The following is a 22,092-nucleotide window of genomic DNA, read 5'->3' as shown; positions in this document are numbered from 1 at the left end:
GACCCGATAAATATCGGGTCCCATTTGCTACGTTTTATTTCGGCTATCTTTGCTGGTAACCGTTAGCTGGCGGCGGCGCGGCGGCTCTCGATCAACGAGTCCACGTCAAGTAAGCCAGCCCCAGCAGCAACCTCGGCGCTGGACAGGGCGCCGGTTTGTGGGGCGCGAGCAACCCGAGGGCGAACCACGCGAGGAACATCTGGGCTGATGCCAGCCGGTGGGGTCAAAGGACGAATTGGGCGCTTAGGGGCGTTCTCGCGCAACTGGTAGGTCGAAGGAGGCAAAGTGCGCGGTGCCCAAGGACGTCCACCGCCCAAGTGCGATGGGGCTGAAGCTACTGCAGTCGCCCGACGAGCCGCTTCCCCGCTGACCTTAATCCCACCAGAAGTAGTCATCGGTTCATCCGCGTTCTTAGACGATACAGCCTCTGGCTCTTCCTCTTCAGCCAACTGAGCGTCAGGTACCTCGGTGGCGTCATCAGTCGAATCGATAACAGACTCGTCATCAGCTTCTGCCACAATCTCGGCCTCGATCACTTCATCCGAAACAGTTTCGACCAACTCTGTCGAAACCGACGATTCAGCCACCGACACGGCCTTTCCCATCGTTTCAACAGTCTCACCCTCGGCTAGCAAATCACGGATCGCCGGCTCATTCTTGGCAGTCTCAGCGGCAGCAACCGCATTGGCAGAAACATTAGACTTTACGCTCCGGCCACTCTTCGCAGTCTGGGAAGACGCTCCAGCAGCAGGCTTCTGGGCCAGCTTTTTAGCGCCGCCGCGACGAGCCCGAAGCTTAGCAATCTGTTCGTCAAGGTCCGACAAGCGAGCCATCGCCCGCTTAGTTTTCACCTGACCGTGCCACAAGGCAGCTACAATCCCCACAACGGGAATCGCTAAATAGGCCCAAGAAGTGAGCACCGATGTGGCCACCAACGCCACCAACGCAATCGCTAGCAGAGCCAATAAAGCCACCACCGCACGGCGACGCTTCGCACTAACCGACAACTCGCCGATTACCGCAGCACGCTGGGCCAACATGCCAGCCATAGTAGCGGAGGTTTTCATCTGTTCCTGCTTCATAATCATGCCCTCTTTCGTGATGGGCGCGGTCGGGTCAATACCGGCTGGATGCAAAGCCACCCGGTGGTCCAAGTCTGCGTAAACGCGAGACTTTTCCGTCGGTGTCAACAAACGCAAATTCGCCGAAAAGCGATCCTCTTCGTGCATCTGCGCGTCTGCCGCACGCTGCATCGAGATTAGCGGGACAAAAGCGCCCAGCAACAAAAGTGCCAGTGCGCCAAACATCCATCCTGCAATCTCCACACGCCTAACCTAATTCACCCCAAGGCAAACACCCGACATGGCACGCCGAAAAAGGTAAAATTCGCTTGAAATTTAGCCCAAATTTGCCGAGGGCGCTCCCCCGCAAAAATCGCAGCAACAAAGAAATTAGGGCCGGCTCAAAAACTCGGTCCAACCACCCGCAGGTAACTCCTCGACCGTGGTGGCAAAAGAAAGATGATCTTGCCACTTTCCCTGAATGTACATGTAGTCGGCTCGGCGCCCCTCACAGCGCCAGCCTAACTTTTCCATCACCCGCAGCGAAGCATCATTATGGGGCATGATATTCACCTCGAGACGGTGCAAGCCCGACTCCCCCAACAAATAATCGGTCGCTAAAGCAATCGAAGCCGGCATAATGCCCCGGCCCGCGTCCTCGGCCCGCAACCAATACCCCAGCATTCCCGAACAAAGCGACTGCCAGCTAACCGCGTACGCATTGACCTCACCGGCCAGCTCACCATCAACCCAGATCGAAAACGGTGCCAACAAACCACGGCCAACCTGCTGATCGCTCTGCCGACAAAACTGGGACACCGTCGGTAAAGACTGTCCGGTATTCGGGGGCATGGTTGCCTCCCAGGGAGTCAACCACTCCTGGTTAGCGACCCGCAAACGTAGCATGTCCTCATGGTCCCGGCCGCGCATGCCCCGCAAGCGCAAATCAGACACGCCCCGCAAAGTGCCCAATAATGGCTTGGGCGCAACCAGCTCCAAAGAACCCCACTCACGCAGAGTGCGGCGCTCATCGAACCATTCGCGCAAACTAGTCATCAAGCAAAATACAAACGAGCTCATCGCCCATCTGCACATCGGTCACGTCCTCGGGCACCACAGCCAAAGCATTAGAAGTACCGAGGGCGGAAAGCAACAACTGGTGCGGCCCGCCCTGAACCCGAGCCAAATAGCCCTTATCCGGGTCACCTTCGAGGCGCACGCGCACGAACTCACGGCGACCGCGCGGCGAATACCAGCCACGGTCCACCTTCGCCCGCAAAGTAGGACGGAACTGGTTAGACCAACCCGCCATCGCCCGCAAAGCCGGGTAAGCAAAAACGGCAAACGAAACCTGGGCTGCCACCGGGTCGCCCGGCAAGCAAAGAATCGGAACCCCATTGCCCACGAGGCCCACGCCCTGGATACGGCCAGGCCACATAGCCACCGGGGAGAAATTCACCTCGCCCAACGGTTCGAGCACCTCGGCCAAAGTATCGGATTCGCTCCGCGACAAGCCACCGGTAGTGATAATCAAATCGGCACGAAGCACCTGATCCTCAATCACGTTACGCAAAGCGCCGCGCTGGTCAGAAACCGGGCCCACGCGGAAAACATGCGCCCCCAAATCTGCCGCCGCAGTTGCCAAAGCATGGCCATTAGCGTCAAAGACCTGGCCTGGACGCGGAGAAGACCCAGGGCCGACCAGTTCATCACCAATCGAAATAACCACCACGCGAGGGCGCGGACGAACCAGCACGCGCTCACGGCCAGCCCCAGCCAACAAGGCCACCTGGCGAGGACCAATTCGGGTACCTGCAGGCACAATCGGATTACCAGCGGCCACGTCCTCGGCCTGACGACGAATATTCTCGCCCACCTGTGGGGCCGAACGAATCTGCACCCGCGCCAAACCGCCATCCGTGTATTCCAAAGCCAACACCGCGTCGGCACCCAGCGGCAAAGGTGCGCCGGAAGCAATCTTCGCCGCGTGCCCTGGCAGCAACGAAACCGGGTTAATGTCGCCGGCTCGCACCTGCTCCACCACGGTCAACGTAACCGGTTCATCAGGGCTGGCCCCACGCACATCGGCCGTGCGCAAAGCATAACCATCACAGGCACCACAGTCAGTCACCGGCAAATCCCAAGGGGCGACCACGTCCTCGGCCAAAATACAGCCGACCGCCTCCACCAAGTTCACTTCAAGGGTGGGCAGCTGACCAACCAGCGCCAAACAATCCTTTACGTGACGAGCAACAGTTTTCAACTCACCACTCCTTGGCCGCGAGCCATTCGCGCAAACGCGGACCGAGCTTTTCGTCCTCGAGCGCCAACTCAATATTCGCGGTCAAATAACCGAACTTGTCGCCGGTGTCGAAACGACGGTCTTGGCACAAAACTGCCCGCACCCCGCCGCTAGCAGGATCCTGCAACAAGCCCAACAGAGCATCAGTCAACTGGATTTCACCACCGGCACCCGGCTGTACCTGCTCCAACTGAGCAAATACTTCGGGAGCCAACAAGTAGCGGCCAATCACCGCGTAGTTCGAAAGTTCCGTCCCTGGTGCTGGCTTTTCGACCAGATCAGTAACTTCAAAAGCCTTCACACCCTCAGGGAGCTGGTCCGCTGGCAGTTCCTTTACCGCGGCATTTCCATAGGCCTGTACCTGATCTGCCGGCACCTCCATCAAAGCAATCACGCTACCCCCGAACTCCTGGCGAACAGCAACCATCTGCTCAAGCAAAGAAGAATCTGGGTGCATGATGTCGTCTGGCAACAAGACCGCGAACGGGTTTGGACCAACATGCGCCTTCGCCTGCAAAACTGCGTGCCCTAGCCCCTTAGGATCACCCTGACGAACTGAATGCACCTGCGCAATCTGGGCACCACGACGAGCAAAAGCTAGCAATTCATCCTTGCCATCCTTTGCCAAAGTCGCTTCCAGTTCGAGATCGTGGTCGAAATAGTCTTCCAAAGCGCGCTTGGAGCCAGAACTAATCAACAGCACATCATCCAAGCCAGCACGAGCGGCTTCCGTCACCACATACTCAATCGCTGGTGTATCAACCAAAGGCAAAGCTTCCTTCGGCACCGACTTAGTAATCGGCAAGAATCGAGTTCCCCGGCCCGCAGCAGGGATAACAGCATGTTTAATCGCGGCAGTTTGCTTTTCCATGCTTTTAGGTTAACAAGTTTTTGGCCAGCCGAGGGCGCGAAAACCCTCACAATTCAAATGGCCAGAAAAATCACCAAACCAAAAATGCGTTAACTTGATAGCTCAAAATAACAAATTGCAAAAATATGCAAATGTGTGCAAAGACATAGTAATTTACGGCTTTTATCTATGGCTTTCGTCCTGTTTTACCGGTAGCGTAGTAACTGTACGAGGTCGTCACACACGGCCTCTATTTTTATGACCAAACTGGGTATGACCGCAAATTACCCACCCAATCAAAGGACCCCTCATGATTCAAGGATTCAAAGACTTCATTTCCCGTGGCAACGTTGTTGATATGGCTGTCGGTGTTATCATCGCTGGCGCCTTCGCTCCAATCATCAAGGCCATCACCGACCTACTCTTGGGCTTCATTGCCGCTATCTTCGGTCAGCCAAACTTCGACCAGGTCGGCCACTTCACCCTTAACGGTGCAGAATTCTACCCAGGCACCATCATCACCGCTTTGATCAACTTCTTGATCGTTGCTGCTGCTATCTACTTCTTCGTGGTTGTTCCGATCAACAAGATGCGCGAACGCAAGGCTGCTGGTTTGGAAGAAGAAACCGCTGCTCCTACCGAAGATGTTGCTCTTCTAACCGAAATCCGCGACCTCTTGGCTCGTCAGAACCACTGAGCAGTTTGTGGCTAGTTAAAACCGTCTAGGTTTTAACCCCAAAACTTAAAGGGTCTTCGTAACCATCCTGGTTACGAAGACCCTTTTTCATCCGCTAAATACCTCGAGAGCGAGAAAAGCTAAAGAGTGGCCTACTCTTCCGGAGTATTTAACCTGTGATCAAATTTCACTTGGCTATCAGGAAGCTTCACCAAATATACCTGTTTGGCTGGCGCAATCGTTTTAATTTTCACCTCATGACTAGTCCCATACGCTGGACAGATCGTATCTTGGTCAGCGATCCACTTATTAATCACCGCAATTTGAATTACGCCATCACGTTCCCGATGCGTTTCGTAAAGACCATAACAATTAGGAGCGCCCGAGGAAACAGTTAGAGTTAACTCATTCGGACCTGAAATGGCGATATTCTCGATTATTTCCCAGGTGTCTGGGCGGGTTTTATCTTGATCCAAACGAGTCACTGCTTCGTTATAGCCCTTCGCTTGTCCCACAAAAATAGGCTCTTCGGGAGAACTGATCAAACTTTCAGCGAACTGGTTTCGCCAAGATTGCACCTGAAGTCCTGCTGGCACCGCTAAGGGATCGCCGCCCTCGTATGTTACCGAGTTATTGGTAGCGTCCCAGTCCGCAAACTCATTGGAGGGACTACCACAAGCCGTCAGACTTAAGCCAAAGCAAAGCAGCACGGGCACAACCAAGTTTTTGGGATAGCCGGTTCCTAGATTAGTCATTTGCGTTCCTTTCAAGCACTCAACTTCGAGCGAGTGAAGCTTGCTTCTATTCTACTCCCGAAGTTTTTCACAACTGAAAGTAGTTTAGTTAGACGCTAACTACCTACCCAACCCGGTCTAGTATGCCTCTCTTGCCGAATCGGATAAGTAAGCTCAATACTGAAAGTTTTGCAAGAGTCAATAACGGTGAAACGAACTGAGTTTTATTGAGCGTATGAGCCCTTTTCGACGGTTTTCTCAATAACCACTTCTGGGGTGGGCATTGGTTCAATCTGTAGCTGTTTTGCTTCCGCCTTGGTTGGAACCTTGATATCGTAAACAACTCCCACCGCGGTACATTCATTGACGTTCTCATTTCGTCGCTCATAAAAAGCAACCTTAAGTTTGCCGTCTTCCTCTTTATAGTCCTGATATACCGTAAAACAGGCTGGTGAACCACCCATCACTTTGAAGGTGACTTCGTTATCACCAGTGTATTGAGTATCTTGGATCGGGAGACGGCGATCATTTTCGCCGACTGTATTGTTATTGGTGCCGCAACCACCAAGGGCTCCCCCGAGGGCTAAAGTTGCGATTAGAGCAAAGGTAGTAAAGGTAGTTCTCTTGTGACTAGTGCGCATCAGAGCCTCCTAAATCGCTGCTAGTTTCAGCTACTTCACTGAAGCTTTAGAATTTAGAATAACCTAAGAAAATATATTCTGCGTCACAAATTATCGTAGAGTTGCTTCCAGCACTTCTAGCTATCACAAGCAAGTTTAACTGCTTCCCGTAACTTCTTAGACCGACACCTCACCAGCAGAAACTATAAGTGCAAGCCCAACCGGGTGCTCAAGCATTCCGTTTCTGCTGCTAAAAACTATCCCTGTGAAGGTAGCAAAAGAGTGGGAAAATCCTGCTGTCTGCCAGGATTCTATACCGAGCGCTAAGTTCAGTGAGCTACGTGGTGCGGGGGTACATTTTCCAGTAATCGGGCATCATTTTCCCCACTTTTTACGCTGGCCGAGGGCGAGGATTCCTCGTCCCCCAAGCCATCACCCGGCCCCTCAGCCCAAGATGGGGTTAAACCTTGTTCCAAGCGCGCTTGGTCGGCGGGGGAAATATAGGTAGCCACCCGCCGACGACGCTCTCGTTTTTCAGTCATCTTGATTATCAAGCACTTCGTCAAAGCTGGGAACAGTGGTTTCTTGCCAGTGCAACTCCCCACTGTTGCGGCGAATCACGTGGCCCAGAACTGCGTTCACCTGACGTCCAGTTCGAGTCAACCCCAAAGCACGATGCAAATCATGGACATATTGTTCTTCGGTTCGCGGCAAGCCATCGGCTGCTACCCAGCGAAGCATCTCATCAAGCTGGAAATCTGAGTAAGCCGACAAAGGCAAACCGGTAGCGATAGCAGGTTTCGGTCCCCGATCCTTCGCTTGCAGGTTGGCGAGCATCTTCGGCATTTCCACACCGACATCCTCACCCGGTAGTCGCAACTGTCCGGTTACCGGATCTGGCTCAATAATTTCATTGGCCGAGGCCGAAACTGCTTCACCAGCCATTTCGTCATCACGATCGAACCCAAGTGCCTGAGAATCAACTGCCTGCCATGATTCATCAGTCATCACGCCATCAGCTGGGGACGAGGCCGCCTTAGCATTATCCGCACCCTCGGCAGACTGTTCAGGCTGAATTTCAGCCTCGTGCACGCCATTTAGTTCATCCGCAGAGGCTTGCGCACCAGCAGCTAAATCGTCACTTGCTAGGCCAGCGTCATTCGACTGCTCGCCCGAGGTTTCAGCTCCGGTAGCGGCTGCCACTCGCTGAGCTTCTTCATTGGCCTCCCAGTCAGAGATATCCTGCGGCACCTGCATGGGAGCCATCTCGTTGGTGTCCGGACCATTGGTCCGACCCAAGCGAAGATCTACGGCATCCAAAACAGTTTCCAGCAATGCCTCGGCTTCCGCCTGTGGGTTGGCAAAGGCTGCGGTTGAAAAGACTCGCTTAACCACCCAACCGTTTGCTTCCAAACGTTCAATCACATGGCGATCGCGCACTCTCAAGCTGGGCTCGCGCACATAGATCGGGTCATCGGTGAGGACAGCCACTAGTAGTTCACCTGGCACATCTGGGTGACCCAAGGCCAATGGAATGCGGAAACCGCCCTCGATACCCAAGTTTGGTACCACGTCGAGCCCCATCCGGTACATGCGTTCTGCCAGATCAACCAACAAACGATCGGGAGCTTCACTGAGCGTATCCCAGCCACCGGTATCAAGACCTTCATTATTGGCCGCAAGCTGCAGAATATCCCACAGCATCTTGTTACCAGGAGTATCCATCCGCTTAGGATCGACATCATCCAAGCTAAAGGCCGTCACTACCGTCAAATCATTACGAACGGTAGCCAACAATGATGCGAGTAGCACCTTACCTTCACTCTGCGATACGGCACCAAAGTCATGGATGAGTCGACCATGCGGAGTTTTACCATAGCCCAGTGAAAGAATGATTCGATCACGTTCAATGCCCTGCGCATTGTGTGGGTCAGCTACGACGAACGGCTCCGGCTTATCAGTCCGGAAGAAGGCGTCAACCGACAAGGAGCCGGCTACCGCCGAAAGAATCGCCTCAGAAAGTAACTGCGCATGTCTTTCATTCAGGGCAATCACTGCCAAGCTCTGTTCTGGGCTGGTCAAGGCATGGTCAATCACCATGTCCACCACGCGCTGCACTTCAGGCGAAGTGGACTCAACGACGCTAGAACCGAGGGCGGGAGTACCGCGGCCCTCAACGCTAACCAAACTAATGCGCGAAAGTGGTCGCGGTGTCGGGATCGGAGCGACCCACTGGGCGTAACCGTGACGAGCCAAAAGTGTCGCTACCGACTGATGAGTCCGAGTCCGAGCTGCTGGCGCTTGTACGTGTGGTAATACCTCACAAAGCCCCTGCCACAAGCCCCCAGAAACAATACGGGGATCACCCAAAGCAACCACGGTTTGCGCCCGCGACAACAAAGGCATCATCTGAGCTGCAGGAACCATTCCCACCCGATCCAAAACCAGGGAAGGGAAAGTGGACGAGAATAGCTGGGTAGCCAAAACTGGTGGCATCACCCTAATCGGCAACATGTCCCACAGCCATGGGTGGCGTTCAAGCAGCAGCATCATGTCAGGAGCGCGATTATCCAACAGATAATCCTGCACTTCGTCTAGTTCAGTAGCGTGTGCTTGGGCTACCGACAAGGTGCGGGCCCGTGCCATCCGAATAACCGCGCCGGTCAGGGATTCGACCTGAGCCCGATCAAGGTCGCGCAACTGTGCCGTCAAACGCTCGAGGGTTGGGCCATCCATCGCCTTAAAGTCACTGTCATCGCGCAACATGAGCATTAGCACTGAAGCCCACCAAGCCAAATCGAGCTCGGGAACAAGCATTTCCGAAGTTACTCCTCGGTCTTGCATGTCACGAACAAACTCAGTCAACCCCAAGTTCGCAATCCGAGAGTTAATCTCATGCCAAGCTGGCAACGAGTACGCGCCAGCGGTTTCTTGGGCCAACTGCGAAACAATCTGTGCCAAATCCCCTACTTCCATCTGGGTCAGATCACCACGATGAGTAGACAAAGCACCGGATAGAAGCTTCACGTGGGCAGCCGCGATTTCGGTATCGCGCTTCATTTGGTCGAGATTGCCAGGAAGTCGTGGCCAGCCACCGGCTTCCGCATGCCGCTGCCAAATCTGACGCTGTTCTTGCACCTGACGCAAAGCGGCATTCAAGTCTGGGATTTCACGTCCCGGACGGACCATCTCTTTCGCCTGCTTGGTCAGGCGACGACGCATCGTCATGCCCATGTTCAAACCATGATCACGACGCCATTTCGGGGTGGCGGTAGCGATAATCATGTCGGCAGCTGAGCGTTCAAAAATCATCGGAGAGAAGATATCTAGCGCTTCACGAACCCCGTCAAGCATCTCCAGCTGTTCCTGCCAAGCAGCCAGAGTCGTGGCCGGACGCAATCCGGTTTCTGAAGCCGTGCGACTCATGGCCAAACGAAGCGAGGAAAGCTCCCCATTCTGCAGGGCCTCAACTGCCGAAACGACTTCCGGCACCAACTGTTCGTCCTCGATCTGGGCGTCACGCCATGCGTGCCTCGTCTTCGATGGAGTAAACAGGCCGAGGGCGGCCGCATCTTCCAAAGCAGTCCGCGCTGCAGCTCCCCCATCGGCGTGGATGAGTCGGCAGACTTCCTCAGGCAAACGTACCTTGGTTCGTGGAGCTGGGTGCATTCCGATTAGGTCAGCCAATACCTGCAGAGCTTTGTGTGGGCTAGCTCCCCAAACCTCGTGTTCACGATGCAGGTGGGTGGTGTAGCGAGACATGGTATCGCGACGGGCTCGCAACTGTGTGCGCATCCCGGTTACATCCATCATGGTCTCGTTGGCTTCATCGCTGGCACTTGCTTCTGCCATTTGCGCTTCCAACATCGGTGCCCGCATCGCAGCGCTAGACGCTAACAAATCTTGAGCATCGTCGCCCTCGAAAGAATCAGGAATCGGTTGCAGTTCGCTAGGTGGCGGAGTGGTAAACAAGTAGTCGAGGGCACCTTGAATGCTCTCTTGCAAGTGTTTCTGCCAGTTCCTAGCATCAGTCAGGTCGGCAACCAAGTGTCGCATCCGATGCGCATCCAATGTCGCGACCAAGGCATGCGCATTTGAAAGGTCAGTAGTGGTGTACAAACAAGAGCCCTGAGCCATTGCTTGGTCAACTACCAAGGCAGCTACCAGTCCTTGAATGTCAGTCCCGGGAGGGGCGTCAACGACGAAAGAGCGTTTCGCGCGAGCCACTTCCAGAATGTGCTGACCAGTTGGGTCTAAATCACCAATCCCTTTTTCTTGGTCAGGATCACGATCCGCGCCATTAAAAACTGGGAGCTGCTCATCGAGGTCGATACACGCTTGACGATCACCTGCTAGCGCTCGAACGAGAGTCGATTCTTGCAACTTTTCTGGTTGGTCGTAGGCGTCAATCACTGCCGCCAACGGGTTAGCATAGAGGCCAACCAATAGGTGTTCATAGATCTGCACCGATTGCATATCGCTCTGGGCGCAGGTGGTGCGGAGCAAGTCCAAAGCTGGCGTGGGGCTAAAGCCTTGCCGGGAATAGGCTGCACGGATTAAATCGTCCTCGGTCAAATCGATCCGTGCCTGCTTTAAGGCTTGCAATAGATCGGGGCTCACCATAACAGCTGGCTGCAAAGTGACCGTGTATTCGTTTTCATCCCCGCCGACAACTACTGGGCGCAAGAATACCGGGCTACTTTTTTCATTTGTAGGTTTGCCGTTAGCATCTGGTTCCGATTGTGAGTCCAACCAGTAAGCTACCCCAACCGCCAAGTGGATCGTGGCGATTCCATATTCTGCAGCTCGTGCCCCAGCCGACTGCATGAGGGCTCGCAATTGCCGCTGCCCATACTTATAGGCTGTAGGTTCGCGCAATAGATTTGAAAGCGGGACGACTCGTTCGGTATAGAGCTGAGCAAGTCCCGAAGGGTGTGCGTGAGTCAAGTCCAAAATCGGCATGCGGCCGCCATTACGGGGCGTATGCTCCATCAGTTCAGTTTGCCATTGCTCGCAAACATCCATGATTTTAGGGTCAAGGACTAGCCCCTGGGGTGCTACCGTTTGGTCAACCTGAGGGGCAGTTTCTTCACGTTTGCTCACGGTTTCCTCCGTATTTACAGGGGTGGAGCGAAAAAGACGCTTTGGACTCACCTTTCTAGGCTACCTACTAACTGGCAATTAGCGGTGCAGGCACGCGCAAGGTTGTGGACTAATCGGCGAGAAAATCGTCAACTATCCGGCGCGTTTCCTCTAAGTCATGGTGAAGGTGAGCTATCATGCCAGCTTTTTTCGCCCCGGTTATATTCGCTTCATTGTCGTCGAGAAAGAGAATATTTTGCGGTTCGATCCCCAGTTGTTGAGCAGTCAGTTGATAAATTTCGAGGTCGGGCTTAGCTAAGCCGTGTTCACATGAGCGGATTACAACGTCAAATTCAGAAAACCATTCCAAATGATCATAGACTGCCCGGTTCATATACTCGGGAATATTTGAAAGAATCCCGATCCGATAGCCTCTCGCTTTAATTTCGCGGGCAAAATCTAGCATTTCATGATCCGTGCTGCCAAAGTATTTCGCTTCGAGGTCGATGAAGGTTTTCCAATCAAAATCAACATTACAAAGCTCATTCATTTGAGCCCAATAATCTTCCAAACTGACCAGTCCAGCATCGATGGAATGACGGTCATGTGCCCAAGCAGTCAAAAATTGTTGGGCACTCACCCCTTGAATATAAGCACCAGACTGTCCAATAATCCAATGCATTACTTCTGGGGCAGCGTGACGATATAGCACCCCATACATGTCAAAAACTACCGCTTTCATAACTCGAAACTTAACGATTAAGTTAGCTTTCAGCAACTTGCGCCCGAGGCGAATCAAACCAAATATCGGTGAGGGAGCACACATTATGCTTTAAAATGGGCACATGACTATTTTTTCTCGAGTAATCAAATCAGCTTCTGATAGCGACAAATCTACCTCGCGACATGCTCCTCGTCGAGGTCAGATTACTCGCTCTGCGCTAACGCTTTTACTTGGATTCATCATGGTCTTCCTACCAGTTATGCTTAGCGTTCCGGCAATCGCTCGCGCCGATGCTGGCTGGACAGTAAATGACGAGGCCGGAGTACTCGAGAACCCAAAGGAAGTTGCTAACACCTTTGAAAATGCAAGCCGCCAGATTGGTGACGTCAATCTGAAACTAGCCTTAATCAATGATTTCTCTGGCAGCAACTTAGAGCGTTACGGCGAGCAATATGCGGAGGCTAATCACCTTGCCGCTAATGACATCCTCCTAATCGCTTCGATTTCTAAACGCAAGTATGCCCACATTTATGGTCCCGATACTCACTTAGATAACACCGTTAAGCAAAGAGTCGACAGAGCTTTCCAAACGGCTCTGAAAGACGGCATGAAAACCAACAACTGGGACCGTGCAATGAGCGATCTAGCTACCCAGTTAGCCGCAGATCTCAATGGCACCGGAAATGGCAATAATTCAGATGACGATTCTCTAGCTAATTCACTGGTGAGCGGTAACTCTAGCCGAGGTCTATTCCAAGGTATTTTTGGAGTATTCGGGGTAGCTGTTATGGCCTTTGTTGGCGCTTTGATTTACGCCATGACGAAGTTGACTGGAGCGAAGAAAAAGCGGACCACCACCACTACCGGTGGAACTTATCAGCCACAGACCCCACCTGAGCCTGAAGTAGCTTTGGAAGATCTTGCCACGCAAGCTAATAACCAGTTATTAGAAATCGACAACGGTCTGCGCGATGCCGAAGAGGAACTTGAGTTTGCTCGTCTACAGTTTGGGCAAGCTGCTACCGACGACTTCGCCAAAGTACTAACTGAGGCTAAGCCCAAGGTTGATCAGGCTTGGGAACTATTGGCGCAGGCAAATAGCAGCGATAATGAAGCTCAGTTGCGCGGCCTTTACCAACAGATTTTGCAGATTACCGGCAAGATCGACGATGATTTGAATCAGAACCGGGCAACTTTCGAAAGACTGCGTACTGATGAATCCGAGCTCCCCAACCAGATCCCTCAAATGAGAGAACGTCTACGGGAACTGACCAGCACCGTTCGTTCCGCCCCCTCTGAATTGGCTGCTTTGCGTGCGTCCTTCCCCAAGACAAACTTGGATTCTTTGACCGCAATTCCACCTCGAATGGAACAGTTAGTCGAGGCCGCTAATTCTGCCCTCGACGAGTCCCAGCAACGCTTGGACGAAGGCGATAAAGCTAGCGCTAAACACCAGCTCGAGTTGGCGCAACGCATGTACACCCAAGCTCACACGCTACAAAACCAGCTTTCTCAAGCCCATGACACCTTGGTGAAAGCAGGTGAGCTCTTGGTTCGTGCTATCAGCTCAATTAGCGCCGACCTTTCTGACGTGGAACGTCTGGCACCTAACGATTTAGCACTCCAAAAGTTCGTGGCCGACGCCAAGCAAGCAATTTCAGCAGCTGAGAACGCTCGTCATGGTGGAGCCGATCCAATCGCCGCACTCAACAATCTGGCAGAAGCCGAAAAAGCCTTGGACTTGGCACTTGAGCCTTATCGCTCCAAGGATGAAGCTCGGAAACGTCAGTTGGCCGGCAGTTCCACCAAATTGGCAGCGGTCAACGCAAAGGTCATGCGGGCACGAACTTACCTTGAAATGAACCGTGGCGTTGCTTCTAACCAAGCTCGCACCGCCCTCGCACAGGCAGAAAACGCCCTCCGGGAGGCACGCGAAAGTATTGCAAGCGAATCTGACCAAGTCGCCACTCGCTTGGAAGAAGCGGACCAGGCAGCCCAAACTGCAATCGACCTAGTGAATCGCGATCTCAATGGCTACCAGCAACGCGCGCCCAGGCCGATGAATTCCAATGGAGGCTTCCTAGAGGGCCTAATCCTCGGAGGTATTCTAAACGGCGGTTCACGACATTCTTGGGGTTCATCCTCACCTTCCTGGGGCTCCAGCTCAGGCAGTTTCGGTTCCTTTGGTGGCGGCTTTAGTTCCGGCGGGGGCGGTTCTTTCGGCGGCGGTTTCAGCTCCGGCGGTGGCGGCAGCTTCTAGCTACTCATTTCGATTAACCCCTACAACCAACCGACACTCGTGTCGTCAAGTCTCTAGCGAGGTCCAAATAATAACTAAATAGCGTTTCGCAACTTTTCTCCACTCTAAGCGAAGAAAAGCCAGATAAAAGGTGTTGGACAGGACACACTTAAACGTTTTTGAGATAATCAAACCCAGTAGTGATTTAACTACCCAAGGCCAATAGGCGTCGTAACTGCGACGCAAAGAAAGGAAACATAATGGCAGAAAAGCAATCAATCCTCGGCCGTATCACTCAACTTGCAAAGGCCAATATCAATGCACTTCTTGACCGGGCTGAAGACCCTGAGAAGATGCTAGATCAGATGATTCGTGACTACACGAACTCCATCGCAGAAGCCGAATCCGCCGTTGCGCAAACCATTGGCAACCTCCGTCTAGCTGAAAAAGATCACGAAGAGGACGTTGCTGAAGTAAAGCAGTGGGGCGAAAAAGCCGCCGCCGCTTCCGCCAAAGCTGACGAACTTCGTAAGGGTGGCGACGATGCCGCAGCCGACAAGTTCGATAACCTAGCGAAGGTCGCCCTAGCCAAGCAGCTCTCTGCAGAAAAGGAAGTAGCTAGTGCAGAACCAATGCTCCAGTCCCAGCGCGAACTTGCTGAGAAGCTAAAGGCCGGCATCAACCAGATGCGCGACAAGCTTGAAGATCTTAAAGGCAAGCGCGATGAACTTGTTGCTCGCCAAAAGACTGCCGCTGCTCAGAACATGGTGCAAGACGCAGTTTCGAAGATCTCGGTCCTTGACCCCACTACCGAACTATCACGCTTCGAAGAGCGCGTTCGCAAGGAAGAAGCTATGGCTATGGGTCGTAGCGAACTCGCTGCCGACTCTCTCGAAAGTCAGTTCGCTGAGCTAGAAAACGCTGGCGACGATGCTGAAATCGCCGCTCGTTTTGCTGCTCTGAAGAAACAAGACTGAATAATTAGTTAAGATAGTTTCTCCCTGCCAACACTTTTTGGCAGGGAGAAACTATATCGATTTATTAAGAAAAATGGTTTAATAGTAGTCATGAGTGGAACCACCTATCTTCTAGTTGACGGAGAAAACATTGATGCGACTCTAGGCATGTCTGTGCTTGGGCGTCGCCCCGAAAAAGACGAACGCCCCCGTTGGGATCGCATCCTCGACTTTGCCTACGACACTTGGGATCGTGGCGCCAATGGTCTTTTCTTCCTAAACGCCTCCAGTGGTTTCATCCCAATGAACTTCGTGCAAGCATTGGTTGCGATGTCGTACCGCCCACTCCCCCTTTCTGGGGAAGGCAACGAAAAAGTTGTTGACATTGGCATTCAGCGCACTCTCGACGCCATTTTGGAGCAAGGCCATGGCGACGTCATTCTGGCTACCCATGATGCCGATTTCGCCCCACAGCTCCAAGCGCTAATCGACGATGGTCGTCGTGTTGGCGTAATGTGTTTCCGCGAATTCGCCTCTGGACAGCTAGGCGAAATGGCTCATCACGGTTTGCACCTATATGACCTCGAATATGACGTTCACGCTTTCCAAGTCAGCTTGCCGCGCCTCGAAATCATTCCACTATCCGAGTTCGACCCACACGATTTCCTCTGAAACTCATTTTCTGGCTATTTTAGGGACTATTTGCCCTGCTAAAGCTGAAATTTCGCGGTAATCTGGAGGGTAACTATTTAACGCAAAGACTGCGATATTTTGGCAAGGTAGGCAAAATGAGTAAATCAGCATTAAATCTCGAACAGCGCGAGTCTGCCCTCAAAGGGCTAGCAGAAATCCCTGAACTCGACGTCCTAGTAGTCGGCGGTGGTGTTACCGGTGCAGGTATCGCCCTCGATGCTGCCACCCGTGGTCTCAATACCGGTGTCGTAGAAGCACAAGATTGGGGACAAGGAACCTCCTCTCGCTCCTCCAAACTCGTGCATGGCGGTTTGCGCTACCTCTACAACCTCGACTTCTTCTTGGTAGCAGAAGCACTGAAAGAACGTGGTTTGTTGCTGACCAAACTGGCACCACATTTAGTTCGTGCCCAGCCATTCCTCTGGCCTCTCAAAACCCCAGTAATTGAACGCACCTACTCGGCGATCGGGGTTGGCATGTACGACGCCCTCGCCCAAGTTGCCCACCTAGGTTCGGTGGGAATTCAAAAACACTACTCCCAAAAAGGCGCCCTCGAACTTTTCCCAGACATTCGCCCGGAAACCACCACCGGCGCTATTCGCTTCTATGACTGCCGCGTAGATGATGCCCGTCTGGTCATGACCCTAATCCGTACCGCCATCAAGCATGGAGCGTTGGCTGCCAGCCGAACCGCGGTGGTCGAATATCTCCGCGAAGGTAACACTGTCGTAGGAGCTCGCCTTCGTGACCTCGAAACTGGCCACGAATTCCCAGTCCGAGCCAAGCAGGTTATCCAAGCCACCGGTGTTTGGACCGAAGAAACCCAAAGCCTCGCTCACACCAATGGTGGGCTCAAAGTTCTGGCCTCCAAGGGCATCCACATTGTGGTCCCCAAGGATCGCATTAAGGGCAAGACCGGCTTGTTCCTTCGCACTGAAAAATCTGTACTTTTCATCATCCCATGGGATCGCTACTGGGTGATCGGCACCACCGACACCAAGTACCATGAGAACCTTGAGCATCCCGTCGCCTGTGCGGAAGACATTGATTACATTTTGGATCATGCCAATGCGGTTCTTTCCAGCAACCTCACTCACGATGACATCATCGGTACTTGGGCTGGGCTCCGTCCACTCCTACAACCAGGCACCAAGGATGACGACAAAGCCAAATCCACCAAGGTCTCCCGCGAGCACACAGTCACTGCGGCCGCACCCGGTCTTAGCGTTATCGCTGGTGGCAAGCTAACCACCTATCGAGTGATGGCTAAAGACGCCGTAGATTTCGCCCTCGGTAAGCAAACGGCAAAAACGCGTCCTTCAGTCACTGACAAGATCTTGTTGTGTGGTGCTGACGGTTATGCCGGCTATTGGAATCGCCGGAAAAAGCTGGCCAAGACGACTGGCTGGGAAACTGGTCGAGTTGAAGCACTCCTACACCGTTATGGCAGCGACATCGAACTCCTGCAAGAAATGTGCGTCGACGATGAAAGCTTGGCCGAGCCACTCAAGGAAGCGCCGCAGTATTTGCGGGCCGAGGTCGCCTTCGCTTGCACCCACGAGGGGGCAATGCATCTTGAAGACTTAATGGCCTTACGCACCCACTTGAACTACGAATCCAAGGACAAGGGTTTAAGTGCGGCGGCAGAAGTAGCCGAGATTGCGGCGAAATACCTTGGATGGGACGAAGCCACCAAGCAGGCCGAACTGCAAAAGTATCAAGAACGCTGCGAAGCCGAGGCCGCCGCGGCATTGATTCGAGATGAGCAGGCTGCTCAGGCTCGACGCGGCACTGCCGGCGAGGTCACCTCATGGAAAAACTAGTACTCGCGATCGACCAGGGCACCACTTCTACCCGTGCCATGCTCTTTGACCATGACGGTCAAGTTCGAGAGGTCGCCCAATTAGAGCACAAACAGTACTTTCCCAAAGCCGGTTGGGTCGAGCATGATGCCACCGAAATTTGGAAAAATACTCGCCGTGTGGTGGCACAAGTACTGTCCTCGGCAGAAATTAACCGCCACCAGTTGGCCGGAATTGGGATTACCAATCAACGCGAAACCGTCGTGGTTTGGGAAAAAGGCACCGGCAAACCAATCCATCACGCCATTGTCTGGCAAGATGTTCGCACCGAACAAATCTGCCAAGAGCTGGCGAAAGACGGAGGCAAAGAACGTTTCCAAGCAGCTTGCGGTCTACCATTAGCTACCTATTTTTCGGCGCCAAAGATTAAGTGGATCTTGGACCACGTCGAGGGCGCCCGCGAGCGTGCCGAAGCTGGCGAGTTATTGGCTGGCACGATGGACACGTGGGTACTGTGGAATCTCACCGGCGGTAGTGACGGCGGGGTTCACGCCACTGACGTCACCAATGCCTCGCGTACCATGCTGATGGATCTGCACACCCTAAAGTGGCGAGATGACTTGTGCGAAGCTTTTGACGTTCCTCGCCAAATGTTGCCAGAGATTAAGCCTTCAGTGGGCTTGTTCGGGCATGGTCGCAAGAATGGTCTGCTAATCGATACTCCTATCACCGGCATCCTCGGTGACCAGCAGGCTGCTTGTTTCGGACAAGCTTGTTTCACCCCAGGGGATGTCAAAAATACATACGGGACCGGCTGCTTTATGCTGCTTAATACTGGCACCAAGCCAGCTATCTCGGAAAATGGTTTGCTTACCACTTTGGCATACCAAATTGGTGACGAAGCACCCGTTTACGCCCTGGAAGGTTCGGTCGCAGTGGCAGGTTCTTTAGTGCAATGGTTGCGAGACAACCTAGGCATTATTTCCTCCGCGGCCGAGGTCGAAGAGCTAGCGAAGAGCGTTGACGACAATGGCGGGGTTTATTTCGTTCCAGCCTTCTCTGGTCTTTTCGCCCCTCACTGGCGTCCCGATGCGCGCGGCGCAATTGTTGGTTTGACTCGCTTCAACACCAAAGCCCACTTAGCCCGAGCCGTCGAGGAAGCCACCGCTTTCCAAAGCGCCGAAGTACTTGCAGCCATGAAACAGGATGCCGAGGTCGAGTTAACCTGTTTACAAGTCGATGGCGGCATGACCCGCGATAACCTGCTCATGCAGTTCCAGGCAGACATTTTAGGAATGCCTGTTTCCGTCCCTAAAGTTGCCGAAACTACCGCACTTGGTGTGGCCTATGCCGCTGGCTTGGGCGCAGATTACTGGTCTTCGCTTGATGAAATCAGTAACAACTGGCAAGAGGGTAAAACCTGGCAGCCACAAATGGAACGTGAAGTTGCCGCCCGCAAAATGCGTCTTTGGGCCAAGGCCGTGGACAGAACTCTCGATTGGGTAGATGAGGATGTACTAGCCGAAGGCTAGGTTTAGGTTTATCCTTAAATATCTTCAACTGACAGATACAGTTGAGCAAAGCAGCTTAGCTGGATTTAGTATTCGCTATTAATCGAAAGTGTATTTATTATGATTTCGCCTTTACTCCAAGCAGGATTGGGGGCCGCTTCCTTTACCCCGAATCCTCAAGCGATCGGCGGCTCCGTAGTAGTCACCGCCCTCGTCGGCTTAATTCCACTTTTGGCATTTTTTGTTTTGCTAGGTGCTTTTAAAGTTAAAACTCACTGGTGTGCCATTATTTCTTTTCTGTTGGCGGTAGTGATCGCCATTGTGGGCTTCAAGATGCCCTTTGGCATGACATTGGCCGCCGGTACGCAAGGTCTCGCCCTCGGCTTCATGCCGATTATTTACATCATCATCGCGGCAGTCTGGCTCTACAACCTCACTGAAGTCAGCGGCCGCTCCGATGACCTGCGCTCCGTGTTCAACACCGTCGGCAAAGGTGACGTGCGCGCCCAAGCGCTTATCGTGGCTTTCAGCTTCTGTGGTTTGCTTGAAGGCCTTGCAGGTTTCGGTGCCCCAGTTGCTATTGTGGCCGCCATGCTGGTCACCCTTGGGGTCAAGCCATTGAAAGCTGCTGCCGTCACCGTGGTAGGCAATGCTATTAACGTCGGCTTTGGCGCGATGGCCATTCCGGTAACTACCGCCGGTAAACTCGGCGGAGTAGCTCCTACTTACGTCGCCAACGTCATGGGTCATATCACCCCATTTATCGCTGTTTTCATCCCACTCATTCTGCTAGCCATGATGGACGGCAAACGTGGTGTCGCTCAGCTTTGGCCTTTGGCCCTTGTGGTTGGCGCAGTTACCGCCGCTGGCCATTTCTTCACTGCTTCCTTCAGCTACGAACTGACCGCAGTATTGGCATCATTGCTCGGCTTCGGTGCAGCCTACCTCTTCTTATTGGTTTGGACTCCGAAGACCCCAGACGAATACCGTTCCCAGGTTGACGCGGCTTCTGCGCCCTCGGCTAGCCGCATTAGCTTGGCTTTGGCCCCCTACGTACTAGTCGTCGTTTTGATCGCTTTCACCAAACTATGGAAACTCGGGGTTGATATCGATCAGGCTCTCAAGGCCACCGATCTCAAACTTAAGTGGCCAGGAGTTTACGGTCAGCTCCTTAACGCTGATGGCACTCCAGCAACCTCGGCAATCTACAATCTCCAAACCCTGTCTAACCCAGGCACTTGGATTTTCGTTGCGGCCATTATTGTGGTGTTCTTGTACGCTGCCACCGATTCCGAGGGCCGCTACCCCATGACCATCCAAAAAGGCTTTGCTACCTTGGCCAATACGGTCTACAACTTGCGCCTTTCGATTTTGACCATCGCCATGGTGATGGCTTTGGCCTTCGTCATGAACTTCTCGGGTCAGACCACTTCAATCGGTGCGGCCTTGGCTCTCACCGGGGCTGCTTTCGGTTTCCTCTCCCCCACTTTGGGCTGGCTGGGAACCGCCGTCGCCGGTTCCGCCACGTCAGCTGGTGCCCTCTTCGCCAACTTGCAGTCGACTGCTGCTGCCGGTGCTCACTTGAACCCAGGGGTCTTGCTTTCTGCTAACACCATCGGTGGCGGGCTCGGTAAGATCGTCTCCCCACAGAACCTGACCATTGCAGCCACGGCCATCGGCGAACCAGGTACCGAATCCGAAATCTTGCGCAAAGTTGCTCCCATCTCGATCGGTTTGCTCCTCTTCCTAGGCATTTTGGTCTTCGCGGCCTCACAAGGCTGGATGGGCGCTTATCTACCAGAACTAGTCGTGAACTAGGGTCATAACGAGTTATGACAATATTTTAGTGACTGCTTTGTCATCTAAAAGGTGGTTGATAAGAGGTTTTTAAACACCCTCTTATCAACCACCTTTTCGCATAAATCCGCCACTTTGATTTACCGGCAAAAGCAGATAAAACCGCCAGAGCCGAGATTGCGTAGAGTGGAAGAGTTAATATCCCAACTCGGAGCGGAGTAATTGTGAAAATTGCTTTATTCGCCACGTGCATTGGTGACGCACAGTTCCCTCAAGCACCACAGGCAACGGTGCACTTGTTAGAACGTCTCGGTCACGAAGTCGTCTTCCCGCAGTCGCAGGCCTGCTGTGGACAGATGCACGTCAACACTGGCTACTTTAAAGAAGCCCTGCCTATTATTGAAAACCACGTACGTACTTTTGAACCTGTTCTAGATGGTGAGTGGGATGCAATCGTCGTGCCCTCTGGCTCTTGCACCGGCTCCATCCGTCACCAGCAAAAGTTGGTTGCAGATGATGCTGGCCGTACCGAACTCGGCAAAAAAGCCCAAGCCATCGCAGGCAAAACCTACGAACTATCGGAACTCTTGGTAGACGTCCTCGGCCTCGAAGATGTGGGCGCGTACTTCCCACACCGAGTCACCTACCACCCCACCTGCCACTCCATGCGTGTTGCCAAGGTAGGCGACAAGCCATACCGTCTCTTGCAGAATGTAGAAGGCATCGACTTTGTCCCCCTACCGGAAGAAAAGTCTTGCTGTGGCTTCGGTGGTACCTTCGCCATGAAGAACTCCGGAACCTCGACCGCAATGTTGGCCGACAAGATGACCAACATTGCCTCGACCAAGGCCGAAATTCTCTGCGCTGGTGACTACTCATGCTTGATGCACATTGGCGGTGGCCTCTCGCGTATCCGCGCGGGTATTCGCGTCATGCACCTAGCAGAAATCCTCGCAGGCACCAAGGATGAGCCTTGGGTATCGCCAAGCACTAACACAACTTTGGGGGTGTAAGAAATGAGCGAAGAAAAAACTGGTTTGCGTCG

The 22,092-nt window shown here is 53.3% G+C and carries 17 protein-coding genes; 8 read left to right on the top strand and 9 right to left on the bottom strand.

Annotated features, from left to right (window positions below; translation table 11 throughout):
- Nucleotides 1-62: 62 nt before the first annotated feature.
- The 4 genes from BK816_RS02375 to BK816_RS02360 all read right to left on the bottom strand — a co-directional run bounded on the left by BK816_RS02375 (nt 63) and on the right by BK816_RS02360 (nt 4,234).
- Entirely contained in the window at nt 63-1,307 is a 1,245-nt protein-coding gene (locus tag BK816_RS02375) for a hypothetical protein (RefSeq protein WP_071163754.1), read from the bottom strand.
- Nucleotides 1,308-1,451: 144 nt separating this feature from the next.
- Complete coding sequence (locus tag BK816_RS02370; RefSeq protein ID WP_170299650.1) at nt 1,452-2,117, bottom strand: GNAT family N-acetyltransferase; 666 nt, start codon at nt 2,115-2,117, stop codon at nt 1,452-1,454.
- A complete protein-coding gene (locus tag BK816_RS02365; protein ID WP_071163753.1) occupies nt 2,110-3,324 on the bottom strand; it encodes a molybdopterin molybdotransferase MoeA in 1,215 nt (404 codons plus the stop codon). The genes BK816_RS02370 and BK816_RS02365 overlap by 8 nt, the downstream gene beginning before the upstream one ends.
- A gap of 1 nt (nt 3,325) precedes the next feature.
- The gene (locus tag BK816_RS02360; RefSeq protein WP_071163752.1) at nt 3,326-4,234 is read right to left on the bottom strand and encodes a UTP--glucose-1-phosphate uridylyltransferase; all 909 of its coding nucleotides are present in this window, start codon (nt 4,232-4,234) and stop codon (nt 3,326-3,328) included.
- Nucleotides 4,235-4,523: 289 nt separating this feature from the next.
- Here BK816_RS02360 and mscL point away from each other — a divergent pair, with 289 nt between their 5' ends.
- Nucleotides 4,524-4,910, top strand: a complete 387-nt coding sequence (gene mscL, locus BK816_RS02355; protein ID WP_071163751.1) for a large conductance mechanosensitive channel protein MscL — start codon at nt 4,524-4,526, stop codon at nt 4,908-4,910.
- Nucleotides 4,911-5,041: 131 nt separating this feature from the next.
- Here mscL and BK816_RS02350 read toward each other — a convergent pair whose 3' ends face one another.
- The 5 genes from BK816_RS02350 to BK816_RS02330 form a co-directional block, all read right to left on the bottom strand.
- Nucleotides 5,042-5,644: a hypothetical protein gene (locus BK816_RS02350; protein ID WP_071163750.1), complete on the bottom strand. Its 603-nt coding sequence runs from the start codon at nt 5,642-5,644 to the stop codon at nt 5,042-5,044.
- Nucleotides 5,645-5,847: 203 nt separating this feature from the next.
- The gene (locus BK816_RS02345) at nt 5,848-6,264 is read right to left on the bottom strand and encodes a hypothetical protein (RefSeq protein ID WP_071163749.1); all 417 of its coding nucleotides are present in this window, start codon (nt 6,262-6,264) and stop codon (nt 5,848-5,850) included.
- 308 nt (nt 6,265-6,572) lie between these two features.
- A complete protein-coding gene (locus tag BK816_RS02340) occupies nt 6,573-6,785 on the bottom strand; it encodes a hypothetical protein (protein ID WP_071163748.1) in 213 nt (70 codons plus the stop codon).
- The gene (locus BK816_RS02335; RefSeq protein ID WP_071163747.1) at nt 6,778-11,346 is read right to left on the bottom strand and encodes a hypothetical protein; all 4,569 of its coding nucleotides are present in this window, start codon (nt 11,344-11,346) and stop codon (nt 6,778-6,780) included. The genes BK816_RS02340 and BK816_RS02335 overlap by 8 nt, the downstream gene beginning before the upstream one ends.
- A gap of 109 nt (nt 11,347-11,455) precedes the next feature.
- Nucleotides 11,456-12,151 carry an HAD family hydrolase gene (locus tag BK816_RS02330; RefSeq protein WP_071163746.1) on the bottom strand — a complete coding sequence of 232 codons (696 nt, stop codon included), beginning with the start codon at nt 12,149-12,151 and terminating at the stop codon, nt 11,456-11,458.
- 19 nt (nt 12,152-12,170) lie between these two features.
- On the opposite strand from BK816_RS02330, the gene BK816_RS02325 reads away from it, so the two are divergent.
- The 7 genes from BK816_RS02325 to BK816_RS02295 all read left to right on the top strand — a co-directional run bounded on the left by BK816_RS02325 (nt 12,171) and on the right by BK816_RS02295 (nt 22,060).
- Nucleotides 12,171-14,309, top strand: a complete 2,139-nt coding sequence (locus tag BK816_RS02325; RefSeq protein ID WP_071163745.1) for a TPM domain-containing protein — start codon at nt 12,171-12,173, stop codon at nt 14,307-14,309.
- A 239-nt stretch (nt 14,310-14,548) separates the two neighbouring features.
- Nucleotides 14,549-15,265, top strand: coding sequence for a PspA/IM30 family protein (locus tag BK816_RS02320; protein WP_071163744.1), 717 nt, complete (start codon nt 14,549-14,551; stop codon nt 15,263-15,265).
- Nucleotides 15,266-15,355: 90 nt separating this feature from the next.
- A complete protein-coding gene (locus tag BK816_RS02315; protein ID WP_071163743.1) occupies nt 15,356-15,916 on the top strand; it encodes an NYN domain-containing protein in 561 nt (186 codons plus the stop codon).
- A 116-nt stretch (nt 15,917-16,032) separates the two neighbouring features.
- Complete coding sequence (locus BK816_RS02310) at nt 16,033-17,760, top strand: glycerol-3-phosphate dehydrogenase/oxidase (RefSeq protein WP_071163742.1); 1,728 nt, start codon at nt 16,033-16,035, stop codon at nt 17,758-17,760.
- Nucleotides 17,748-19,271 (top strand): glycerol kinase GlpK, encoded by a 1,524-nt coding sequence (glpK, locus tag BK816_RS02305; RefSeq protein ID WP_071163741.1) that lies wholly within the window; start codon nt 17,748-17,750, stop codon nt 19,269-19,271. Before BK816_RS02310 ends, glpK begins: the two co-directional genes overlap by 13 nt.
- A gap of 99 nt (nt 19,272-19,370) precedes the next feature.
- Entirely contained in the window at nt 19,371-21,068 is a 1,698-nt protein-coding gene (locus BK816_RS02300) for an L-lactate permease (RefSeq protein ID WP_071163740.1), read from the top strand.
- 203 nt (nt 21,069-21,271) lie between these two features.
- On the top strand, nt 21,272-22,060 hold the full coding sequence (locus BK816_RS02295; RefSeq protein WP_071163739.1) for a (Fe-S)-binding protein: 789 nt from the start codon (nt 21,272-21,274) through the stop codon (nt 22,058-22,060).
- Nucleotides 22,061-22,092 lie beyond the last annotated feature (32 nt).

The organism is Boudabousia tangfeifanii, from assembly GCF_001856685.1.
Taxonomy (GTDB): Bacteria; Actinomycetota; Actinomycetes; order Actinomycetales; family Actinomycetaceae; genus Boudabousia; species Boudabousia tangfeifanii.
Note: the sequence above shows the minus strand (reverse complement) of the source record. Positions and strands in the feature narration are given on the sequence as shown.